Origin of the sequence: Moritella sp. 24 (assembly GCF_018219155.1) — a bacterium.
Taxonomy (GTDB): Bacteria; Pseudomonadota; Gammaproteobacteria; order Enterobacterales; family Moritellaceae; genus Moritella.
Window position 1 is genome coordinate 1,928,991 of sequence record NZ_CP056123.1, and the last position, 19,747, is coordinate 1,948,737.

At 40.7% G+C, this 19,747-nt stretch carries 14 protein-coding genes; 11 read left to right on the plus strand and 3 right to left on the minus strand.

All coding sequences use genetic code 11. The features are described 5' to 3' along the window. Positions 1–176: 176 nt before the first annotated feature. From HWV00_RS08720 to HWV00_RS08740, 5 genes are all read left to right on the plus strand, one after another. On the plus strand, positions 177–2,414 hold the full coding sequence (locus tag HWV00_RS08720; RefSeq protein ID WP_211685700.1) for a TonB-dependent receptor domain-containing protein: 2,238 nt from the start codon (positions 177–179) through the stop codon (positions 2,412–2,414). Between the two features lie 321 nt (positions 2,415–2,735). Next, positions 2,736–3,440, plus strand: a complete 705-nt coding sequence (locus HWV00_RS08725) for a DUF1538 domain-containing protein (protein WP_211686458.1) — start codon at positions 2,736–2,738, stop codon at positions 3,438–3,440. Then, positions 3,437–4,246 (plus strand): DUF1538 domain-containing protein, encoded by an 810-nt coding sequence (locus tag HWV00_RS08730; RefSeq protein ID WP_211685701.1) that lies wholly within the window; start codon positions 3,437–3,439, stop codon positions 4,244–4,246. Before HWV00_RS08725 ends, HWV00_RS08730 begins: the two co-directional genes overlap by 4 nt. 56 nt (positions 4,247–4,302) lie before the next feature. Beyond that, positions 4,303–4,653 carry a P-II family nitrogen regulator gene (locus tag HWV00_RS08735; RefSeq protein WP_211685702.1) on the plus strand — a complete coding sequence of 117 codons (351 nt, stop codon included), beginning with the start codon at positions 4,303–4,305 and terminating at the stop codon, positions 4,651–4,653. Then, positions 4,650–5,048: a CBS domain-containing protein gene (locus tag HWV00_RS08740; RefSeq protein WP_211685703.1), complete on the plus strand. Its 399-nt coding sequence runs from the start codon at positions 4,650–4,652 to the stop codon at positions 5,046–5,048. The genes HWV00_RS08735 and HWV00_RS08740 overlap by 4 nt, the downstream gene beginning before the upstream one ends. Before the next feature lie 139 nt (positions 5,049–5,187). Here HWV00_RS08740 and HWV00_RS08745 read toward each other — a convergent pair whose 3' ends face one another. Continuing rightward, complete coding sequence (locus HWV00_RS08745; RefSeq protein ID WP_211685704.1) at positions 5,188–6,522, minus strand: sodium-dependent transporter; 1,335 nt, start codon at positions 6,520–6,522, stop codon at positions 5,188–5,190. A gap of 500 nt (positions 6,523–7,022) precedes the next feature. Here HWV00_RS08745 and HWV00_RS08750 point away from each other — a divergent pair, with 500 nt between their 5' ends. The 6 genes from HWV00_RS08750 (at position 7,023) to HWV00_RS08775 (ending at position 15,987) form a co-directional block, all read left to right on the plus strand. Continuing rightward, positions 7,023–8,096, plus strand: coding sequence for a Glu/Leu/Phe/Val dehydrogenase dimerization domain-containing protein (locus HWV00_RS08750; RefSeq protein WP_211685705.1), 1,074 nt, complete (start codon positions 7,023–7,025; stop codon positions 8,094–8,096). Continuing rightward, the gene (pdhA, locus tag HWV00_RS08755) at positions 8,089–9,195 is read left to right on the plus strand and encodes a pyruvate dehydrogenase (acetyl-transferring) E1 component subunit alpha (RefSeq protein ID WP_211685706.1); all 1,107 of its coding nucleotides are present in this window, start codon (positions 8,089–8,091) and stop codon (positions 9,193–9,195) included. Before HWV00_RS08750 ends, pdhA begins: the two co-directional genes overlap by 8 nt. Next, positions 9,192–10,169 carry an alpha-ketoacid dehydrogenase subunit beta gene (locus HWV00_RS08760; RefSeq protein ID WP_211685707.1) on the plus strand — a complete coding sequence of 326 codons (978 nt, stop codon included), beginning with the start codon at positions 9,192–9,194 and terminating at the stop codon, positions 10,167–10,169. Before pdhA ends, HWV00_RS08760 begins: the two co-directional genes overlap by 4 nt. Beyond that, the gene (locus HWV00_RS08765; protein WP_211685708.1) at positions 10,169–11,320 is read left to right on the plus strand and encodes a dihydrolipoamide acetyltransferase family protein; all 1,152 of its coding nucleotides are present in this window, start codon (positions 10,169–10,171) and stop codon (positions 11,318–11,320) included. The genes HWV00_RS08760 and HWV00_RS08765 overlap by 1 nt, the downstream gene beginning before the upstream one ends. A gap of 55 nt (positions 11,321–11,375) precedes the next feature. Next, a complete protein-coding gene (locus tag HWV00_RS08770) occupies positions 11,376–14,909 on the plus strand; it encodes a methylmalonyl-CoA mutase family protein (RefSeq protein WP_211685709.1) in 3,534 nt (1,177 codons plus the stop codon). 556 nt (positions 14,910–15,465) lie between these two features. Beyond that, on the plus strand, positions 15,466–15,987 hold the full coding sequence (locus HWV00_RS08775) for a GNAT family N-acetyltransferase (protein WP_211685710.1): 522 nt from the start codon (positions 15,466–15,468) through the stop codon (positions 15,985–15,987). Positions 15,988–16,073: 86 nt separating this feature from the next. Here the strand turns inward: HWV00_RS08775 and HWV00_RS21575 are convergent, their stop codons facing one another. Together HWV00_RS21575 and HWV00_RS08785 are read right to left on the minus strand one after the other, a co-directional pair. Next, a complete protein-coding gene (locus HWV00_RS21575; RefSeq protein WP_211685711.1) occupies positions 16,074–16,553 on the minus strand; it encodes a prepilin-type N-terminal cleavage/methylation domain-containing protein in 480 nt (159 codons plus the stop codon). Positions 16,554–16,713: 160 nt separating this feature from the next. After that, positions 16,714–19,626 (minus strand): HD domain-containing phosphohydrolase, encoded by a 2,913-nt coding sequence (locus HWV00_RS08785; RefSeq protein ID WP_211685712.1) that lies wholly within the window; start codon positions 19,624–19,626, stop codon positions 16,714–16,716. Between the last annotated feature and the right edge of the window lie 121 nt (positions 19,627–19,747).

Consider the following 19,747-nt stretch of genomic DNA (forward strand, 5'->3'; position numbering starts at 1 on the left):
TCAGTGTTAACCGCTGGTTATGATCGCCATCTTGATATTTAACTCCTTTATTACCGCCTTAGTCGATTTAACCAACTGAAATCTTACAAATGCTTACAAAACTCAAATGATAATAATTATCATTTGAGTTTGTTTTTGTCTAGAATGTGCCTTTACAAACCTTATAGACAAATGAAATGCGCATTAACACTACATCTAAACGTAATACTACATTTAATAATCTCTTCAAATTTAATGCTGTCGCACTGGCGGTGATTTCTAGCTTAAATGTTTCAGCTGCAGCACAAGCAGATCAAAATGTGACAACGATTGTCGCGAATGACTCTGAACGTGCGATTACGGTAGACCAACCGGGTAAATCGTTAATTACCAGAGAAGAAATTGAAGAGCAACAAGCCAATAATGTCGCTGAAATTCTCGATACTATTCCAGGTGTAACCATTGATGGCGGTGCACGTCAGGGTGGTGAGCGAATTAATATTCGTGGTTTTTCTGCGACTGAAGATCTGGCTTTTTATGTTGATGGTGCGCCTATTGGTTTTCAGCAATACCGTTATGGTAGCTTCTTCTTTGACCCGAGTATGATTGGCGAAGTTGAAGTGACCAAAGGTGCACATGATTACAAAACCGGTAACGGTGGCACAGGTGGTACGATCCGCGTTAAAACGAAAGATGCAGAGGATCTACTTGGTGAAGACGAAAGCTTTGGTGTTCGTGTACAAGCAGGTTTTAACAGCGGTGATAATAACCAGCGTTATAATGTGACTGCTTACGGTAAAACAGGTGGTTTTCAATACTTGGTTAATGGTATTACGAGAAATACCGAAGACATGACCGACGGTAATGGCAATACAGTTAAATTTTCGGGGTCAGAGCAAAAAAACTGGTTAGCTAAAATGAGTTATGAGGTTGGTGCGCATCGTTTTGCACTCAGTCACAGCGAATTTTCTGATGAGGGTCGTAAACCTTGGGCAACACGTCGCGGTACTATGCCAACAATAGGGAAACGCCATATCGAGAAATACGGCTCGGTAGAAAGAGCGCAGTTGGCTTATACGGTTTATAACAAATATGCTAATAATGTCACCACGGCAAATTATCGCTATAACCCAATTAGTGCGCTGGTTGATGTTGATTTAACATTGTCGATTTCAGAGAACAAACGTCACTGGGAACGCCCTGATTTTACTTGGAATAAGTATAACCCTGACGGAACTAAAAATAAGAGTTACATGTATGTGAGTGTTGGATCATACGGCCATGCTTCAGATCTTGAATATGAGCGTCATTTTGCTGACTTGAATAACACTGCACAAGTGGGTGAACATACGATCACGACAGGTTTACAATACCAATATCAAGATCGTGACTCATTGGTAAACAATCGCTCAGCCGCCACGAAAGCATCGAAAAACTTTGGTATTTACACTCCTTATTATGAGCCATCAGGTACTCAATCAACCTACTCATTTTATATTGCTGACGCTTATCAAATTACCGATGATTTATTAATCACACCTTCAATTCGCTACGATTATGTACGTAGCGAAGGTAAAGGTAATTTAGCCAGTGACTACAATGATCCAACGGTAGGGCATGACTATAGTGCGGTGTCACATGATGGCTGGAGTCCGCGTATAGAATTGGATTATTATGTTACCGATAACACCAGTTTGAACGTGGCTTATGCCTATGCGTTTCAAGCGCCAACAATTGATGATATCTATTCTGTCCAATATGCAAAAGCAGGTGGTGCGAAAGCGACAAGTCGTGATATTGATGCGGAGCGAGTACATGCATTTAGTACCAGTTTAACTAACCATACAGTGGGTGTATTTACCCATAACGATCAGTTCGCAGGGCAAATTACCGGTTTTTATAATGAAGTCGAAAATGATATTGGTCAGCGCATGGGGGCTAAAAGAGTTAAGGACACTCAGCAAGGTTGGCGTGTAAATCTCGATGGTTTTAAAACCTACGGCTTTGAGCTGATGGGGCAATATCGCATTAATGGATTTTATGCGAATTCATCATTGGTGAGTATTCAAGGTAAGCATAATGGTTCATGGAAAGATGCCACTGGCGCTGATGATCATGTACCGGGTATACCACCATTGAATATAAATGTTGGACTAGGTTATGAATGGATTAGAGGGTTAACAACCGGTTGGGATTTACGTTGGTATGATGCACAAGATGATGTGCCTACAACGAGTTATGTCGTTAACAATGCAAGTAAAGCTTATACACTGCAAGATATCTATGTGAAATGGCAGCCTTTGGCTGATAGAGAAAAGTTAACCATGAGACTGACGGTTAAGAATTTAACAGATAGGTATTATGAACCTTACTTATCAAACGGTGTTGCTGCTGCTGGTCGAGAGGTTCGTGCTAACGTTGCTTATACGTTTTAATATAAGCGAGATGTTGCTTTTGGCATCGTGATTAGACCTGAGGTATTAATCTTAAATAATAGGGTTCGTAAGATTAATACCTCAATATTACAGTAATGGGTGATATCGTTACTTGTTATCCAGTGGTTGTCTAATGGTTGCTGTGTGGTTGTGATATGTTTATCGTATGATTTCTTTTATGTTAAATACACCTCTATGGGGTTGGATCTGTTCTCTTTGATTTAGATCAATTTTTTAGTTTTCCAGTACGCTAGTATCCGCTTGATTAAACTAATCAAGGAGGTTACGTTGGTTAACACGTTCAAAACCCTGTTTAAATTTATGTTAGGAAGCATTAGGGATCTTGCTCCTATCATTCTTGTTATCTTATTCTTTCAGTTAGTGGTTATTCAACAACCGCTACCGAATGTCGGCCAGCTCCTCATTGGCGTATTGTTTGTATTATTGGGATTAACCTTTTTTATTCATGGCCTAGAACAAGGCTTATTTCCTATTGGCGAATCAATGGCGCATGCGTTTGCGCGCAAGGGCAGTATTGGCTGGTTGTTAACATTTGCATTTTGTCTTGGCTTTGGCACGACGGTTGCTGAACCCGCGTTAATTGCTGTTGCAGCAGAAGCGGCAAGGGTTGCAGCCAGTGGCGATTTAATTGGTAACACACAAGCCGCAATGAATGATTACGCGCAAGGCTTAAGAATGAGTGTTGCACTGAGTGTTGGTATTGCGATTGGAATTGGTGTGTTACGTATTATCAAAGGTTGGCCGTTACAGTGGTTCATTATTGGCGGTTATGTGCTGGTGGTGATTATGACCATGTTCGCCCCTCCTGAAATCATCGGTATTGCTTATGACTCTGGCGGTGTTACTACGTCAACGATCACAGTACCGCTGGTGACAGCATTAGGTGTTGGTCTTGCCTCTTCTATTAAAGGGCGTAATCCAATGATTGATGGCTTTGGCCTTATCGCGTTGGCGTCACTTAACCCGATGATCTTTGTAATGGCATATGGGATGGTGATGCTATGACCTTTATTGATATGTTGAATCAAATTGGATCGACTATAGCCACGACGTTTCAGGACGTATTGCCGATTGCAGCGATATTATTTGGCTTTCAATTTGCTGTTATTCGTAAACCGTTACCGAATATAGGCCGGGTATTAATGGGTTTTTTGTGGGTGTTAGTTGGTTTATCGCTATTTTTGATTGGTCTTGAATGGGCTTTGTTCCCGCTAGGACGTTTGATGGCGCAGCAATTAACAGATCCTGTTTTCCTTGCCAGCGTAAATAATGCTGAAGTCGTGACTGATACTGTTCGAGAGTTAGTGTGGACTGATTATTACTGGGTCTATCTCTTTGCATTTTTAATTGGCTTTGCAACCACGATTGCAGAACCATCATTGATTGCGGTCGCGATTAAGGCAAATGAAGTATCGGGTGGGGCGATTGGTATCTGGGGCTTGCGCTTATCGGTTGCTTTGGGTGTTGCGATTGGTATTTCGTTAGGTTGCTACCGTATTGTGGTTGGCGATCCGATTCACTGGTACATCATGGCAGGTTATGTGGTTGTTGTTTTACAAACCCTTGTCGCGCCCAAATTAATTATTCCTTTAGCTTATGATTCTGGCGGTGTAACTACGTCAACGGTGACCGTTCCGTTAGTTGCCGCATTAGGGTTAGGCTTAGCAGAAACGGTACCTGGACGTAATCCTATTATCGATGGTTTTGGTTTAATTGCGTTTGCAAGTTTGTTTCCGATTATGTCGGTCATGGCTTATGCACAAATATCGCAGTGGATTAGTACACGTGGTAAGGCGATCCCATCACGTTAAAACGTGGATACGCACGTGTCATAACAGTTAAAAATTATGAATTGTTGGAGAGTAAAATGCATTTTAAATTAATCGTCGCATTTGTAGATGGTGGCATAACAGATGACATCATGGATGCAGCTCGTAGTGCTGGCGCGACTGGTGCCACGATCATTAATAACGCACGGGGCGAGGGCTTAAAGCAATCTAAGACCTTCTTTGGTTTAACACTCGAAACGCAACGTGACGTTTTATTATTTATTGTTGAAGAACATTTAAGCCGACACATTTTAGAAGAAATTAATAAAGTCGGGCAGCTTGATGAAAAGCCGGGTTCTGGTATTGCGGTGCAAATCGACGTAGAAGACGCGGTTGGCGTTAATCATCAAATCAGTCAATTAACAAAAACGGTGGAGAATGAACTGTGACCAAAAATGTAATTAAAGCCAATGCTGTTATGACGCAAAATTATATTTGCATGGACGGTATGCAGACGATCCGCGAAGCGATTGATGCAATGAAAAAGAATGACACGAAAGTAATTATCGTAAATAAGCGTGATCAACATGACGCCTACGGTATTTTGGTCTTGTCAGATATTGCGAAACAAGTGTTAGCGAAAGATCGTTCACCTGACCGTGTAAACATTTATGAAGTGATGGCTAAACCAATTGTGTCAGTACCGCCAGAAATGGATATTCGTTATTGTGCACGTTTATTTGAACGTTTTGGCTTATCTAATGCGCCAGTTATTGAAAATGAAGACATTCTTGGTTTGATTGGTTATAAAGAAATGGTGTTACACGAACTCGGTCAAAAATAAGATAAATAGCATCAAGTTAAAATAGATAAATGGCGGCTATGTACTATACCTAGTGATACTAGTAATAGAGACATAGCCGCCATTTTGTTAGCGCTTAACAGTTATCGTTAATAGTTAATAGCTAACGTGTAACGGTTAATTAAGACGCCAATACTAAGATGATTAGTGCAGGGCAAACTACACGTACATACCAAGGCCAAATCTTCCAGAATAAACCTGATTCAATCTCAGGGTTACCTTGTTTTATCTCAGTAAGTAGTTGATCACGACGCCATACCCAGCCTACTAATAATGCGAAGATTAGTGCAAGGATTGGTTGTGCATAAACTGTTGTTGCAGTAATAACTAGGCCAAATAAATCACCGAAGTTGAGGATGATTACCGCTGAAATCAGTGTAATGATTCCACCAATCCACCATACCACTGTACTACGGTCTTTATTCAACTCTTCTGTTGCACAAGAAACAGGTACTTCTAGCATCGAAATAGATGATGTCAGTGCAGCAATCAGCATTAATAGGAAGAATAAGATACTGATCACGATACCCATCGTACCCATGGTATCAAACATAGCAGGTAATACAGTAAACACTAATGTATCAGAGCTTAGTAGGGCGCCAGCTGCGTCATAAATTTGCACGCCATTTTTTTGTGCCACAAACATAGCAGGTAGGATTAATAGACCTGCACCAAATGCAACGCCCGTATCAAGTAATGCTACTTGCGCCGCTGTTTTTGGAATGTTGGTCTCTTTGCTTAGGTATGAACCGTATACCATCATTGCGCATACACCCAATGATAATGAGAAGAATGCTTGACCCATCGCACTGATCACTAAGTCAGAACTTAAGTGTGAGAAGTCAGGTACAAGGTACATTTCTAAGCCTTCACTTGCGCCATCTAGCGTTAAGATGTAAGCCGTCATTAAACCGAACAGAAGGAACAGTACAGGCATTAAGCGTGAAGACCAACGTTCGATACCATCAGTTACACCACTTTTAACAACTCTAATCGTCATGATCATGAAGATAACCATCATCACTAAGTTACGCTCAGTACCAAATGCATTAACCCATTCAGCTGCGGCATCAAGTCCGATAAGTGCAAAGAAAGGAGACAGTAATGAACCTAATAACCAGCCTGCAACAATCGCGTAAAAGCTTAAAATCATTGATACAGCGACCATGCCTGCAATGCCGATACCTGCCGCGGCTATTTTTTGCTTTGGCCAAACAGATTGAAGAGATTTGATCGGGTTAGCTTGGCCATGACGACCAATGGTTAATTCTGCGACCAATAATGGATAAGCCAGAATAAATACCATCAATAAATAAACAAGTAAAAAAACTGCACCACCATTACTGGCTGCTTGTGTAGGGAATCCCCAAATATTACCGACACCGACTGCAGAACCTGCTGCTGCCATAATGAAGCCGAATCGAGACGAAAATTGTGCTCTTGAACCTGTTGCCATGATTTTATTCCAACGTATTTCTTGCTGAGTTAGTGATTAATTTTATGTATCGAACCTAGGGTTTATAATGGGTGTAAACCTTTATGTACAGATGCTGAAAATTAGATTTTAACGATATTGGTGACAAGTAGAACAGTTTTGTCGTAACATTAAAAGCCCGGAGGGCGTATATTTTATGTGTCAGTGTTATTTTGGTTCGTTATTTAACCAAAATGAGTATATCCAGTTGATATGCCCCTTATTGCTTTAATATACGGTATATAAAATTATCTCTTGTTGCTTCATTTCTATACCGCCACTCTCTATTGCTAGCCACGATAAGTCTTAGTGCTTAACGCTAGTCCCCTTTGTTATTAATGATAGATCGTATCGTAATGGTCACTGTTGCGTATCGTGTCTATAGTTATCGATAGAGTAACGTCCTACATACCCCAATGACTTTAAATGTGAAAATCTGTGCGTCTTCAGGGTATTTGTAACCCAAGGTTGGAGAACCGTTCATGGCAAGCTTCATAGAATCGACCGATCTATTTGACATGGCTGAACAACATCCATTCAGCGATGTGCATTTCTGGCGTGATCCCGAAACACAATTACAAGCAATTATCGCCATTCACAGCACAAAATTAGGCCCAGCGATTGGTGGTTGCCGAATGATTAATTACCCATCTACGCATGCGGCAATGAAAGATGCCTGTTGTTTAGCGGCGGGGATGAGTTATAAAACAGCCATTAATAGACTGCCTTTTGGTGGCGGTAAAGCCGTCATTCTAAAACCCCCTCATTTAACCGACCGTAAGGCGCTGTTCGCCTCATTTGGGCGCTTTGTTGAAAGTCTTAATGGACGTTATATAACGGCAATGGACAGTGGTACGACGATTGATGATATGGATGTCATCGCCAGTCAAACGAATCATGTCATGTGTACAACAACAGCAGGTCTGGCATCGGGCGACCCTTCTCCACATACCGCTAAAGGTGTTTATTACGGTATCAAAGCGGCTGTTAAGTTTAAGTTGCAGCGTGATTCACTTGTTGGTCTTCATATTGCTATTCAGGGGGTAGGTAATGTTGGTTATGCTCTGGCTCGGCTGCTACATGAGGATGGGGTTAAATTAACCGTATCAGATCCAAACCGGCAGGCAACTGAACGACTCGTGAATGAATTTGGGGTAGATGTGGTGTCAGCTGATGATATTTATTCTGTCAGTTGTGATGTTTTTTCTCCTTGTGCGTTAGGTCAAATCATTAATGCTGATTCTATTGCCTTATTAAACGCGGCTATTATTGCAGGTTCTGCGAATAATCAGCTGCAAACACCAGACATGATTACCGCGCTTACGAACAAGGGTATTTTGTATGCGCCTGATTATGTCATTAATTCAGGTGGTGTATTACAGATCGCTTATCTGAATAAACCAGATGTCGTTCAGCATAAACTGGCTGCCTTGTATGACACCTTACTGGACATTTTTATACAAGCGGAACGCCAAAATAGTTCGACAGTTGCTGTGGCTAATCGCTTGGCTGAACAAATACTGACGAATTCATTTGCAGGAGCGAACCATGAATAAACACAGTACAACGATAAAAACTACATTTAACGTTAATTATACCCGATACCTTGATGAAAAAGGGCATTTAACCGAATCGTTACAGAAATTTCATGCTGCCGGAGTCAGTAATGAATTACTGATTGAGCTGTACCATTGGATGTTATTCACCCGCACATTTGATTGTAAAACAATTGCATTACAACGAACTGGTCGTTTAGGTACATATGCGTCCTGCCTTGGTCAAGAAGGTGTGGGTGCTGCAATTGGTAAAGCGATGCGAGAAGAAGATGTGTTTATTCAATCTTACCGAGAAACCGCAACCTTGCTGATTCGTGGTGTTAAACCTGAAGAGATTTTAATGTATTGGGGGGGAGATGAGCGGGGCATGGACTTTCAAGGCCCACGGGAAGATATGCCTTGTGCGATTCCAATTGCCAGCCAATGTTGTCATGCGATAGGGATTAGTTATGCGATGAAACTACGTAAAGAGCCACGCGTAGCTGTTGTGGTCTGTGGTGATGGGGCGACATCCAAAGGTGATTTTTATGAAGCTGTTAATGCTGCGGGCGTATGGCAACTGCCATTGGTGTTTATTATTAATAATAACCAGTGGGCGATTTCATTACCGCGGGATGAACAGTCTAGTTGCGAAACCCTTGCCCAGAAAGCCATAGCAGGTGGTGTCAGTTGTGAACAAGTTGACGGTAACGATGTTATCGCTTGCTATATCAGAATAAAAGAGGCAATCGAAAAAGCACGGCAAGGCGAAGGCCCACATGTTATTGAAACCATTAGTTATCGGTTATCTGATCATACGACGGCCGATGATGCTTCTCGTTATCGTGATGATGAAGATGTTGGTAAAGCATGGCAGGAAGAACCGATTACACGACTTAAAAGTTTGTTACTAGATGAGTGCCTTATTGAACAGACTGATATTGACCGATTGGAAACACAATGCGGAGATGATATTGAAGCTGCGGTTGCTCGCTATCTTGCTACGCCGCCAGCATCACCAACTGCGATGTTTGAGTATTTGTATGAAACCTTACCGGAACATTATCAAGATCAGCTAGAGCAAGTGCGTAATGCAAGCTTACAGGAAGGTGAAGAATGAAGGACATGACCCTAATTGATGCTGTTAATTGCGCCTTGTTTGATGCAATGGCTGAAGATGAAAATACCGTAATCCTTGGTGAAGATATTGGGACTAATGGCGGTGTTTTTCGTGCAACGGAAGGATTACAGGCTGAGTTTGGTTGTGAACGTGTCATTGATACGCCACTTGCTGAATCATTAATAAGTGGGATGGCGATTGGCTTAGCCGCACAAGGGATGAAGCCGATTGTCGAAATCCAATTCATGGGTTTTATCTATGCAGCGTTCGACCAATTTCTTTGTCATGCAGGGCGTATGCGCAACCGTACACGTGGCCGTTTAAGCTGTCCAATGGTATTGCGTGCTCCATATGGTGGCGGTATTCACGCACCTGAACATCACAGTGAAAGTACCGAAGCTATTTTTGCCCATATCCCAGGTATTCGTGTTGTGATCCCGTCTTCACCGGGTCGTGCTTATGGGTTATTACTTGCAGCAATCCGTGACCCTGATCCTGTGGTATTTTTAGAACCGAAACGAATTTACCGACTGCAAACAGAGGCCGTTGAAAATGATGGTAAAGCATTGCCACTGGATGTGTGCTTTACCTTACGAGAAGGAACCGACGTTACCTTAATTAGTTGGGGCGCGATGTTATATGAAACCCAACAGGCGGCAGATCAATTAGCAGAACGTAATATTTCGGCTGAAGTGATTGACCTTGCTTCCATTAAACCAATTGATAAAACCACGATACTTAGTTCTATAGCGAAAACAGGCCGTTGTGTGATTGTGTCTGAAGCTGCACGGAGTGGAGGGGTCGCTTCTGAAATTGCTGCCATTATAGCTGAAGAAGGTTTGATGTCATTACTTGCACCTGTGATGCGCGTTACGGGTTATGACACGATTATGCCACTGGCTAAAATGGAACAGCACTATATGCCAAGCGTGGATAAGATTCTTACCGCCGTTAACGAAGTCATGGAGTTCTGATGCATATATTCAAATTACCGGATTTAGGTGAAGGCTTACCCGAAGCTGAAATTGTGGAATGGTTCATTAAGCCGGGTGATGTGGTGACGGCAGACCAGTTAATGGTGTCGATGGAAACGGCCAAAGCAATTGTTGAGATCCCCTGTCCCGAGTCTGCAACTGTGATTAAATTGTATGGAGAAAGTGGCGATATTATTCATACTGGCGATCCGCTGGTGGAGTTTTTAGAAGAAGGTGTTGTCGCGCCACCAAAAACGGAGCAGGCAGTAAAACCCAAAGTATCAACATCTGTTGTGGGAGAGCTGAATACATCGGACGTTAAGTTAAAAGAAACTGCACAATCTGTCTCTAGCAATAGCATTGGGGTGAAAGCGACCCCTGCGGTACGTGCACTTGCACACAGATACAATATTGACTTAGGAGTGGTGACGCCATCTGGTCCGCACAGTACGATCACCGCTGCCGATGTTGAACGTGTAGTCAAAATATTTGCCGATGTAGGGGAGTTAGTCTCATTAAAAGGTGTTCGTCGGAGTATGGCGAAAGCGATGAGTCAGGCTCATGCCGAAGTTGTGCCTGTCACCTTGCATGATGATGCCAATATTACTGCTTGGTTTAAACAAGGCGATATTACGGTGAGACTTATCCGTGCAATGGCGCTTGCATGCGAAGCAGAGCCGACACTAAATGCATGGTATGACAGTCACGCGATCGGTCGTCGAATTATTAAATCAATGCACCTTGGCTTAGCGGTGGATACCAAAGACGGCTTATTTGTTCCTGTTATCCGAGATGCTCAGCGTTACAGTGCAGATGAAATGCGAGACAAAATTAACACGCTGAAAGAGCTGGTATCACAACGGAAAATTGCCGCGGATGATTTACGCGGTAATACGATTACGTTGTCCAACTTCGGCAGCATGGTTGGTAAATATGCGAATCCTATTGTGATGCCGCCAACGGTCGCGATTCTTGGTACCGGTCGACTATTCCAGCAACTCGCCTATGCTAAATCTGATGACGGCACTGGCTGTGTTATCGAACACACCTTATTACCCTTGTCGTTAACCTTTGATCATCGTTCAATTACCGGTGGTGAAGCTGCACGATTTTTAGCTGTATTAATGACAGATCTAGCCTTGGATAATTAATGCGATGTGGTTAATTACATGGCATTAATATGAATAACTAACGGAGTGAAGAGTGATGATGACGACTTCAACTAAATACCCCTTACGGATTTTAACCGCGACTTGTTTATTTGATGGCCACGATGCCGCGATAAATATTGTCCGACGGTTATTACAAGCTCGCGGGGTTGAAGTTATTCATCTTGGTATTAATCGCTCTGTTCATGATGTGGTGACAGCGGCCTTGCAGGAAGATGTTGATGCCATTGCAATGAGCTCTTATCAAGGCGGTCACAACCCTTATTTTGGTTATTTATTGTCACGATTAGAAGAGGCTGGTGCTAATCCAGCGATATTTGTCGGTGGTGGTGCGACGATTACAGCTAAAGAAGCATCAGCACTCGAAGAACAAGGTATTTCACGGGTCTATACCAGTGCTGACCCACTGAGTTTAGAAGAGATGATCTCTGATTTACTACAGCGTTTAGTGAATATTAAATCCTATCGAGATAGCAAAACTAATTTAACTATCGATAAAACAGAGCCTGTTACTGAGTTGTATTTAGGTAAGCTGATGACCGCGATAGAACAAGGTGAGGTTAAGTGTCGTAGAGGAGACAAAAATAAAGCGGGTGCTAATGCTCCCAACTCGCAATTTAAAACATCTTTGGTCATGGGCATTACCGGGACTGGTGGTGCGGGTAAAAGTACTTTTACAGATGAATTATTACATACTTTACTGCAGCTCTATCCAGATATACATATAGCGTATTTGGCCGTTGACCCGAGTTGGCAAAAAAGCGGGGGGGCATTATTAGGGGACCGTATTCGCATTAATACATTACCTCATGACCGTCTGTTTATGCGTTCGATAGCCACACGGCAAGCGAATACGTCAGTGAGTCAATCTTTGCAAACGTGTATACCTATGCTCATTAAGCATGGTTTTGATTTAGTATTAATCGAAACTGCTGGTATTGGTCAAAGTGATAGCGCGATTGTTGATATGGTCGATTTTAGTCTTTATTTAATGACCAAGGATTATGGCGCAAGCAGTCAGCTAGAAAAAATAGAGATGCTACAATTTGCTGATGCCGTCGTATTGAATAAAGCAGATCAACAAGGCAGCGAAGATGCGTTTAACGATATTCAACAACAACTGCGCTTTAATACGCAAAATGAAGATGTAGCTAGCAATGAACTACCTATTTTTCCGATGGTTGCCAGCCATTATAATGATCATGGTTTCAGCCGCTTTATTGCATTCCTGATTGAGAAACTGCCTTTTTCAGCAGAGCCGTCACTAAAGAATTGCTACCAACAAGCCTTAATTAACTATCCTCGTTATGATTGGATGCTGACAGAAAGTCGATTGCAGTTGCAAAATCCAGAATATTTAACGTCTATTTACCAGCATTATTTACAGTTAGCAGAACAGAATGAGCAACAAATAGAACAGGTCCGTCAGCTGCACTGTAGTTATCAAATGCTCAATGACCTAGGTGATCCTTGTTTACCGTCCCCATTAGTTCGTTATCCACAAGCGGATTTAGAGGATGATATTGATGCTGATAGTTTTTTAGTCACAGAACCATCACTCAAGGTATTATTACCACCGTTGCGAGCACGCTATAATAAATTATTGACGCAGATAACGGTACCACTTCGCCATGCTTTATTGGCTTGGTTTAGAGATGCCGATGAACTCGCGATTAAACGCATTGAAGAGGGCGTTGATACGATTGGCTCTCATCAATCTTATGGTGAACATCACGATCACTTTATCAGTTTAAGCGGTACTGTGCTCCCACATATTGCTAAACCAAACGAGCAGCACTGGGATAATATTACTGCCTTTTTGCTTAACGAAAATAGCCCTGGTCAATTTCCCTATACCGCAGGTGTTTTTCCTACTCGGCATAATGATGAAGACCCGACGCGTATGTTCGCGGGTGAAGGTTTGCCCGAAGATACCAATAAGCGTTTTCATTATTTGATTAAAGGTCAAAAATCCATACGACTGTCTACCGCATTTGATCCTAATTCCTTATATGGACACGATCCTGCTGAAAGTCCCGATGTGTTTGCTTGTATTGGGATGTCGGGTGTGTCTATCGCAACCCTTGATGATATGAAAATCCTTTATTCTGGTATTGACCTGTGTGATACCGCGACTTCTGTGTCGATGACGATTAATGGTCCAGCGCCTATCTTTATGGCTTGGTTTTTACATACCGCAATAGACCAGCAAGTTGAGTTGTATTTAACTCAAATGAAGTTATGGCCAAAGGCCAATCGCCAGATTAAAGCTTACTTATCATCTTGTGGCGTTACAACTAAGCAGCGCCCTGCGTATCGAGGTAAATTACCCGATGGGCATAATAGTTTAGGACTGAGTTTATTAGACATATCAGGGCAAGTTCTTATGGTTGAATTACTTGGGCTTAATAATGAGTATATGGCGCTCAAAAATAGCACCTACAATAAAGTAAGAGGGACGTTACAAGCTGATATCTTAAAAGAAGAAATAGCACAGAATGAATGTATTTTTTCGTTAGATTTTTCACTTAAGTTAATGGCTGATATGCAGGGGTATTTTAGTTCGAACGATATTGCCAAGTTCTATCCGGTATCCGTTAGCGGTTATCACATCGGTGAGGCTGGAGCGAACCCAATTACTCAGCTTGCTTTTACGCTTGCGAATGGATTTACGTTATTGGAGTACTACCTTGCACAGGGGCTAGATATTGATGATGTGGCGCCTAGGCTAAGTTTCTTTTTTAGTAATGGGATGGACCCTGAATATGCGGTTATTGGTCGTGTGGCAAGACGGATCTGGGCGCGCACATTAAAGTCGGTGTATCACGGCAACGAACGTAGCCTAAAATTGAAATACCATATTCAAACATCAGGCCGTAGCTTGCAGTCTCAAGAAATAGATTTAAATGATATTAGAACGAGCTTGCAAGCTATCTATGCGCTTTGTGATAACTGCAATAGTCTACACACCAATGCGTATGATGAAACGATAACGACCCCTACGGAAAATTCGGTTTATCGGGCTCTTTCAATTCAATCCATTATTAATCGTGAATTTGGCCTTAATAAAAATCAAAACCCGCTGCAAGGTAGTTATGTTATAGAGCTACTAACAGATTTGGTCGAAGAGGCGGTATATGCTGAATTTAACCGTTTAGCACGTCGAGGTGGTGTATTAGGTGCAATTGAAACAGGGTATCAACGAACGCAAATCCAACAGCAAAGTATGTACTATGAAAAATTAAAAGGCGCTGCAAAGTTAGATATGGTTGGAGTTAATTGCATGTCCAGAGAAGTGGGTGGTAGTCATCATCGACCAGATTCGAAACAAGCTAATAAACAATTAGTACGTTGTTCAGATATAAAGAAACAACAGCAGATAGAAGCAAATAACCAGTTTAAACAGCAGCACCAGCAGCGACGGGAATCTTCATTAACCACGATGAAATCGGCATTACTGTCAGGGAATAATAGTTTTGAAGCATTAACGCAAGCTTGTCCTTTTGCTAGCTTGTCGCAATTGACCGAAGTCTTGTATCTGGTGGGAGGGAAGTACCGTCGTAATATGTAATTATGATTACCAATATGTAGGCATTGAAGATAAATGGATTCCGGATAAAGCAATATTATTTGTTTGATTATGTGATTTGTTTCAAATGAAAGCTTGCCTTTGCATGTTTTTATGTTACATTGGTCACATCTTCTCGAGAAGATAAAGAAATGCTCAAAGGATGAGTCCGTTAAACCGCCTCCAGGGAACCGAGATCAACTGAGCCATGTGGTTCAATTTTTGATTAATGATTTAGAAGGTGAGACCTATGAAAAATTCAGTACCTGCAACTCCAATCTTTGGTGATTTATATAATACAAAATTCACTTACCCAAGACATTTAGGTTACTAATATCTAGGAATTCAAAATATTACGCCATCTATTTATAGATGGCGTTTTAGTTTCTGCAGTACGATACCTCCAAATACTCCAAATACTCCAAATACTCCAAATACTCCAAATACTCCAAATACTCCAAACCTCGAATTATTCTATATAGCGCTGTTCTTCATATTTTTCTGTGGATGAGACTGCTATTATTAAACCTCATTTAAGATTCAAATATTGAGGTTGCTTGTGCAAATACTTGAAACTGAAAGACTAAACATTCGTCATATCGAAGAAAGTGATGCTGAATTTATCCATGTATTATTCAATACCGCGACATTTATAAAATATATCGGTGATCGGAATTTGAAAACGATTGCCGATGCTCAAGCTTATATTCGAACAGGTCCGCGGGCGATGTATTCAGAGAAAGGCTTTGGCTTATTTTTGGTCGAGTTAAAAGGGTGTTTAACTCCGTTAGGCATTAGTGGTCTAATCAAACGAGATTCGTTAGATGATATCGACGTCGGTTATGGTTTTCATCCTGAGTATGAAGGTTTCGGTTATGCACTCGAATCAACGCAAGCGGTTGTTGACTATGCTAAAGATTATTTGGGTATTACGCGATTAGTTGCAATTACAACGGAAGAAAATATCAAAAGTATTAAGTTATTAGATAAGTTAGGGTTGTCGTTTGAAAAGGAATTAGTAGAAGGGGATGAAGTACTGCAATTATACGGTGCTGAGTTTGTGACCAACGACAGTCTATAAAGACTAATATAAATTGGTTTTTATTACATGAATTATGATGGGTACTATCTTCATTATAGATATAGTACCCGTGTTATCATGACGAATTAACAGCCTGAAAAGTCTTCATTAAAATAGAGTGTACCTTCTGTTGGATCACTCTGAATCAATAAATAGCACTGACTATCATTTATCTCAGCCATTGTATTTTTATCAATAGAAACTAATACGCCACCATCTTTCGTATGGTTTACTAAGTTAAGTGTCGTTGTCATTGCCTTTTTTAAATTCTCAGCAGTCATGACAATATTACCTTTAACCGTATCGATACTGTTTTCAGGCGCTAATCTTGTCAGTGAACTACCGCCTGTAGAAACTGCGCCACTGCTATTCTCGATACCTTGTATTACGGCTTTACTGTAAACGAGACTATTTGCCGATAATATAGCTCCTTCAGCACCTTTTAAAGTGGATATTCGGGCATCACTTTGTATATTGATGAATTTTGGTACCGCGGTGGCGGCTAAAATCCCTAATACAATGATGACGATCACCAATTCAATTAAGGTAAATCCTTTGTGTTTCATCTTGTGTCCTAGCGAGTGAGTAATATTAAGCGTTGATTTTTAAATTATCTCTGGTTGTACCACTTACTGGCTAGGATATTTACAGTCTATTACACTAAGTACTTTAAGTTATTATATTTACCTTATTGTAAATTGAATCGTGAAGCAGATTCATGCGATTTTATAGATACTCTGAAATATCAACGTCGTCAATTTGTTCTGGTTTTAGATATTTCTGTGCGTATTCAAGGTAAATCCCTGAACTTAAAAATAACTTAAATAATTCAGTGTCGATGTGTTTGTCTTTACTCATAAAGCTAAGTATTTTGATACTTTGACTTAATGATTTGGCTGATTTATAAGGGCGATCACTGGCTGTTAACGCTTCAAATACGTCTGCAATGGCTAGGATTCTTGCTTCGAGTGCTATTTCATCACCTTTTTGTCCACGTGGATAACCACGCCCATTCAGTTGTTCGTGATGGCCTCCGGCGATTTCGGGTACACGGCTTAAATGTGGTGGTAATGGGAGCTGTTCTAACATTGTAATTGTTTGAATTACATGGTGATTAATTGTATAGCGTTCTTCAGTGTTAATTGTGCCTCGTTGAATTTTTAGATTGTATAACTCACCGAGATTATTGCGATGTAGTGGGCGTTTCATGTTGAAACGTAAATGCGCTTCGAGTTCTAGTGAATTATCAATATGTGCAACCATATGCTCAGTGCGATCAATTAGCACTTGTTCCATTGCAGGTAAGGCTATTGGTTTTTTTCTCTTTTTGTGTGCAAGCTCTGCAGGGGAAAGGCCAAGCTCATCACTTAGATAACGTAACCACGTCTGTTTCGAGATCTGCTCTATGCGTGAAGCTGTGTTGTCATCAATAAAGTTACCCCCCAGATTACATTGCGCGATGAATGCGAAGTCAGATTCAATCTGCTGTATATTGTCAGCAAGGATTTGATTTGTTTGCTTCGCATCTTCACCCTGAGATATTGCAGTTAGTGCTTGAATCTGTGCATCCCGAATTAATACTTCAAATCGCATTCTTACTTCATGAATACGGTTGTAGATTGTTTCTAGTTTTGTCGCTTTATCAATGACGTATTCAGGTGTTGTTACCTTGCCACAGTCATGTAACCAAGCAGCAATATTTAGCTGTTCCCAGCCATCTGAATTAAGGTTGAATTTTGCAAACTGTGTTTGTGTTGATTTACATGCTGCATCAGCCAACATACTTGCTAACTCAGGGACTCGCTGGCAATGAGCGCCTGTATAAGGGGACTTAGTATCAATTGCACCTGCTATCAGCTTGATAAATGAATTAAGTAATTCTTTTTGTTTCGCGATTAAATTTTGCCCTTCGAATGATAACGAAACAAAGTCTGATAATGCTTTTGCAACACCAAGAATATGATTCAGTTTTTCACCTTCAAGACATTCGCTATAACTAAAACCAAGTAAGCCAATAATATTATTATCACGATCAATTAATGGGATAGTTAAAGTGTAAACAGTGCTGTTTTCTGCGTGTATTTTTGCATTAATTAACGCTGTTTTTAACATCGGATGAATGATATTAAATTGAATGTCTTTAACGTTGACGTTGCTTCTTAATTTTTGATAAGGCCATGATGTTGATAGTATCGGGCAATGTTTAATATCCGAATCTAACTTGTCGTCTGTTGTATGTAGAATAAAAGGTTCGAGAACATTACCGTCTTCTTCAGATTTCAAATATACGAACGCACTTTCAGCATCAAGCATGACACTTGCTTTTGAACAGGTTTTTTCTAATAAGCTATGAATATCTTGCTCGTTGGACAGCATTGTCAGTAAGCGTAGGAAGTCATCAAGTGTTTTACGCATTTTAGCGGTTGATAACTGCAGCTCGGCAATTTCCTTAATTCTAGAAACTTCAGTCGCTGTTTCTGATACATCCAGTGCCGTCACTTGTTTTATTTGTATTGATAGGTTGCGAAGAGGGCGCGTTAATACCCCTGCAAACAGCCAACTTAGGGGAATAAATAAAAGACCGATTGAAACCAGCATGAGCATATTTTCGTGCAACATCTTTTTTGATGGTGCGAGAATACTGTTCTTTGGTACAGCAATAAGTAAGCGGGCGTTGTTATGTTGTAAAAAGCTAATATTATGAGTTTGAGCTAACCACTCTTCGCCTTTAAAATTGAAAGAAAATAGCTTGTTTTTATTAATATTATCTTTAACAACTTGTTTAAACTTGTCTTTTTGTAACAGGTCGCCTAAGTCATTATCAGACATCTGATTAAAATTGGAAAAACGACTGTCATTATTGTGATAAACGACGAATTGACCTTTATCTCCGAATAATACTCGGATCGCATCATGGGTGAGCTCGGACGCTTTTAGGCTATCAATTATCGTGTTTATATTCAGATCCGTTGCAATAACGATATTTGAAAATCGATGCTTTTGAACCAATGTTAATGAATCTTCATTTGTTCTTAAGTCTTTATAGATAGGCGTTGGTACTAATTGAGGGCTGTTTTGTCCAATTTTATACCAAGGACGCTCGATCACGTTTAATGAAGAGTCGCTGTTAACGGTAGTACTGATTGTCTTGAATTTAGTGTTGAGATAAACACGGACAAGCTTATTGGCTTCTTTCTGTTGGTATTCTAATCTCTCGATGACAAATTCAGCATTATTCGGTGCATCATAATAATACTGTTGTGTTTTAGTCGTGAGTTTGTGAACGCCGAGCAGATCACCATTGGGGAATCCCATATAAATGGAGTTAGTTAAGGGGTCATTAGCAAGGTAGCGGGCAAGATCAATTGATTTGATTAAGGTAATGTCAGTTGCTTTTTTCTTATCCCAATCTGAACTCGTACTTAGGTAGCCAAATAATTGGGTAATCGGTTTGTATTTATAGCTAACAGAGGTGTAAATATCTTCGACATAACGTTGAAATTGTAGTGACACCGTGTCATGAGCCATCTGTGACATTCGATTATAGCTGACGGTAATTAAGACACTGACAGTGATGAATAAAAATGTTGAGAATGCGATTGCAGTGTAATTTGTCAGTGATAATTTTATCTTGTGCAAACCTAGCTCCTGTTTAGCCCTAATACTTATGTATTACCAATAACAGGGTAACATATAATCATGGCGATACGACTAGAATGTTAACTCTAGACTGGTATTGCTATTGTTAAATAGTTTTTTA

Coding starts and splice junctions, on each gene's coding strand:
- HWV00_RS08720 (WP_211685700.1), top strand. CDS start 177: ATGCGCATTAACACTACATCTAAACGTAATACTACATTTAATAATCTC.
- HWV00_RS08725 (WP_211686458.1), top strand. CDS start 2,736: ATGTTAGGAAGCATTAGGGATCTTGCTCCTATCATTCTTGTTATCTTA.
- HWV00_RS08730 (WP_211685701.1), top strand. CDS start 3,437: ATGACCTTTATTGATATGTTGAATCAAATTGGATCGACTATAGCCACG.
- HWV00_RS08735 (WP_211685702.1), top strand. CDS start 4,303: ATGCATTTTAAATTAATCGTCGCATTTGTAGATGGTGGCATAACAGAT.
- HWV00_RS08745 (WP_211685704.1), bottom strand. CDS start 6,522: ATGGCAACAGGTTCAAGAGCACAATTTTCGTCTCGATTCGGCTTCATT.
- HWV00_RS08750 (WP_211685705.1), top strand. CDS start 7,023: ATGGCAAGCTTCATAGAATCGACCGATCTATTTGACATGGCTGAACAA.
- pdhA (WP_211685706.1), top strand. CDS start 8,089: ATGAATAAACACAGTACAACGATAAAAACTACATTTAACGTTAATTAT.
- HWV00_RS08760 (WP_211685707.1), top strand. CDS start 9,192: ATGAAGGACATGACCCTAATTGATGCTGTTAATTGCGCCTTGTTTGAT.
- HWV00_RS08765 (WP_211685708.1), top strand. CDS start 10,169: ATGCATATATTCAAATTACCGGATTTAGGTGAAGGCTTACCCGAAGCT.
- HWV00_RS08770 (WP_211685709.1), top strand. CDS start 11,376: ATGATGACGACTTCAACTAAATACCCCTTACGGATTTTAACCGCGACT.
- HWV00_RS21575 (WP_211685711.1), bottom strand. CDS start 16,553: ATGAAACACAAAGGATTTACCTTAATTGAATTGGTGATCGTCATCATT.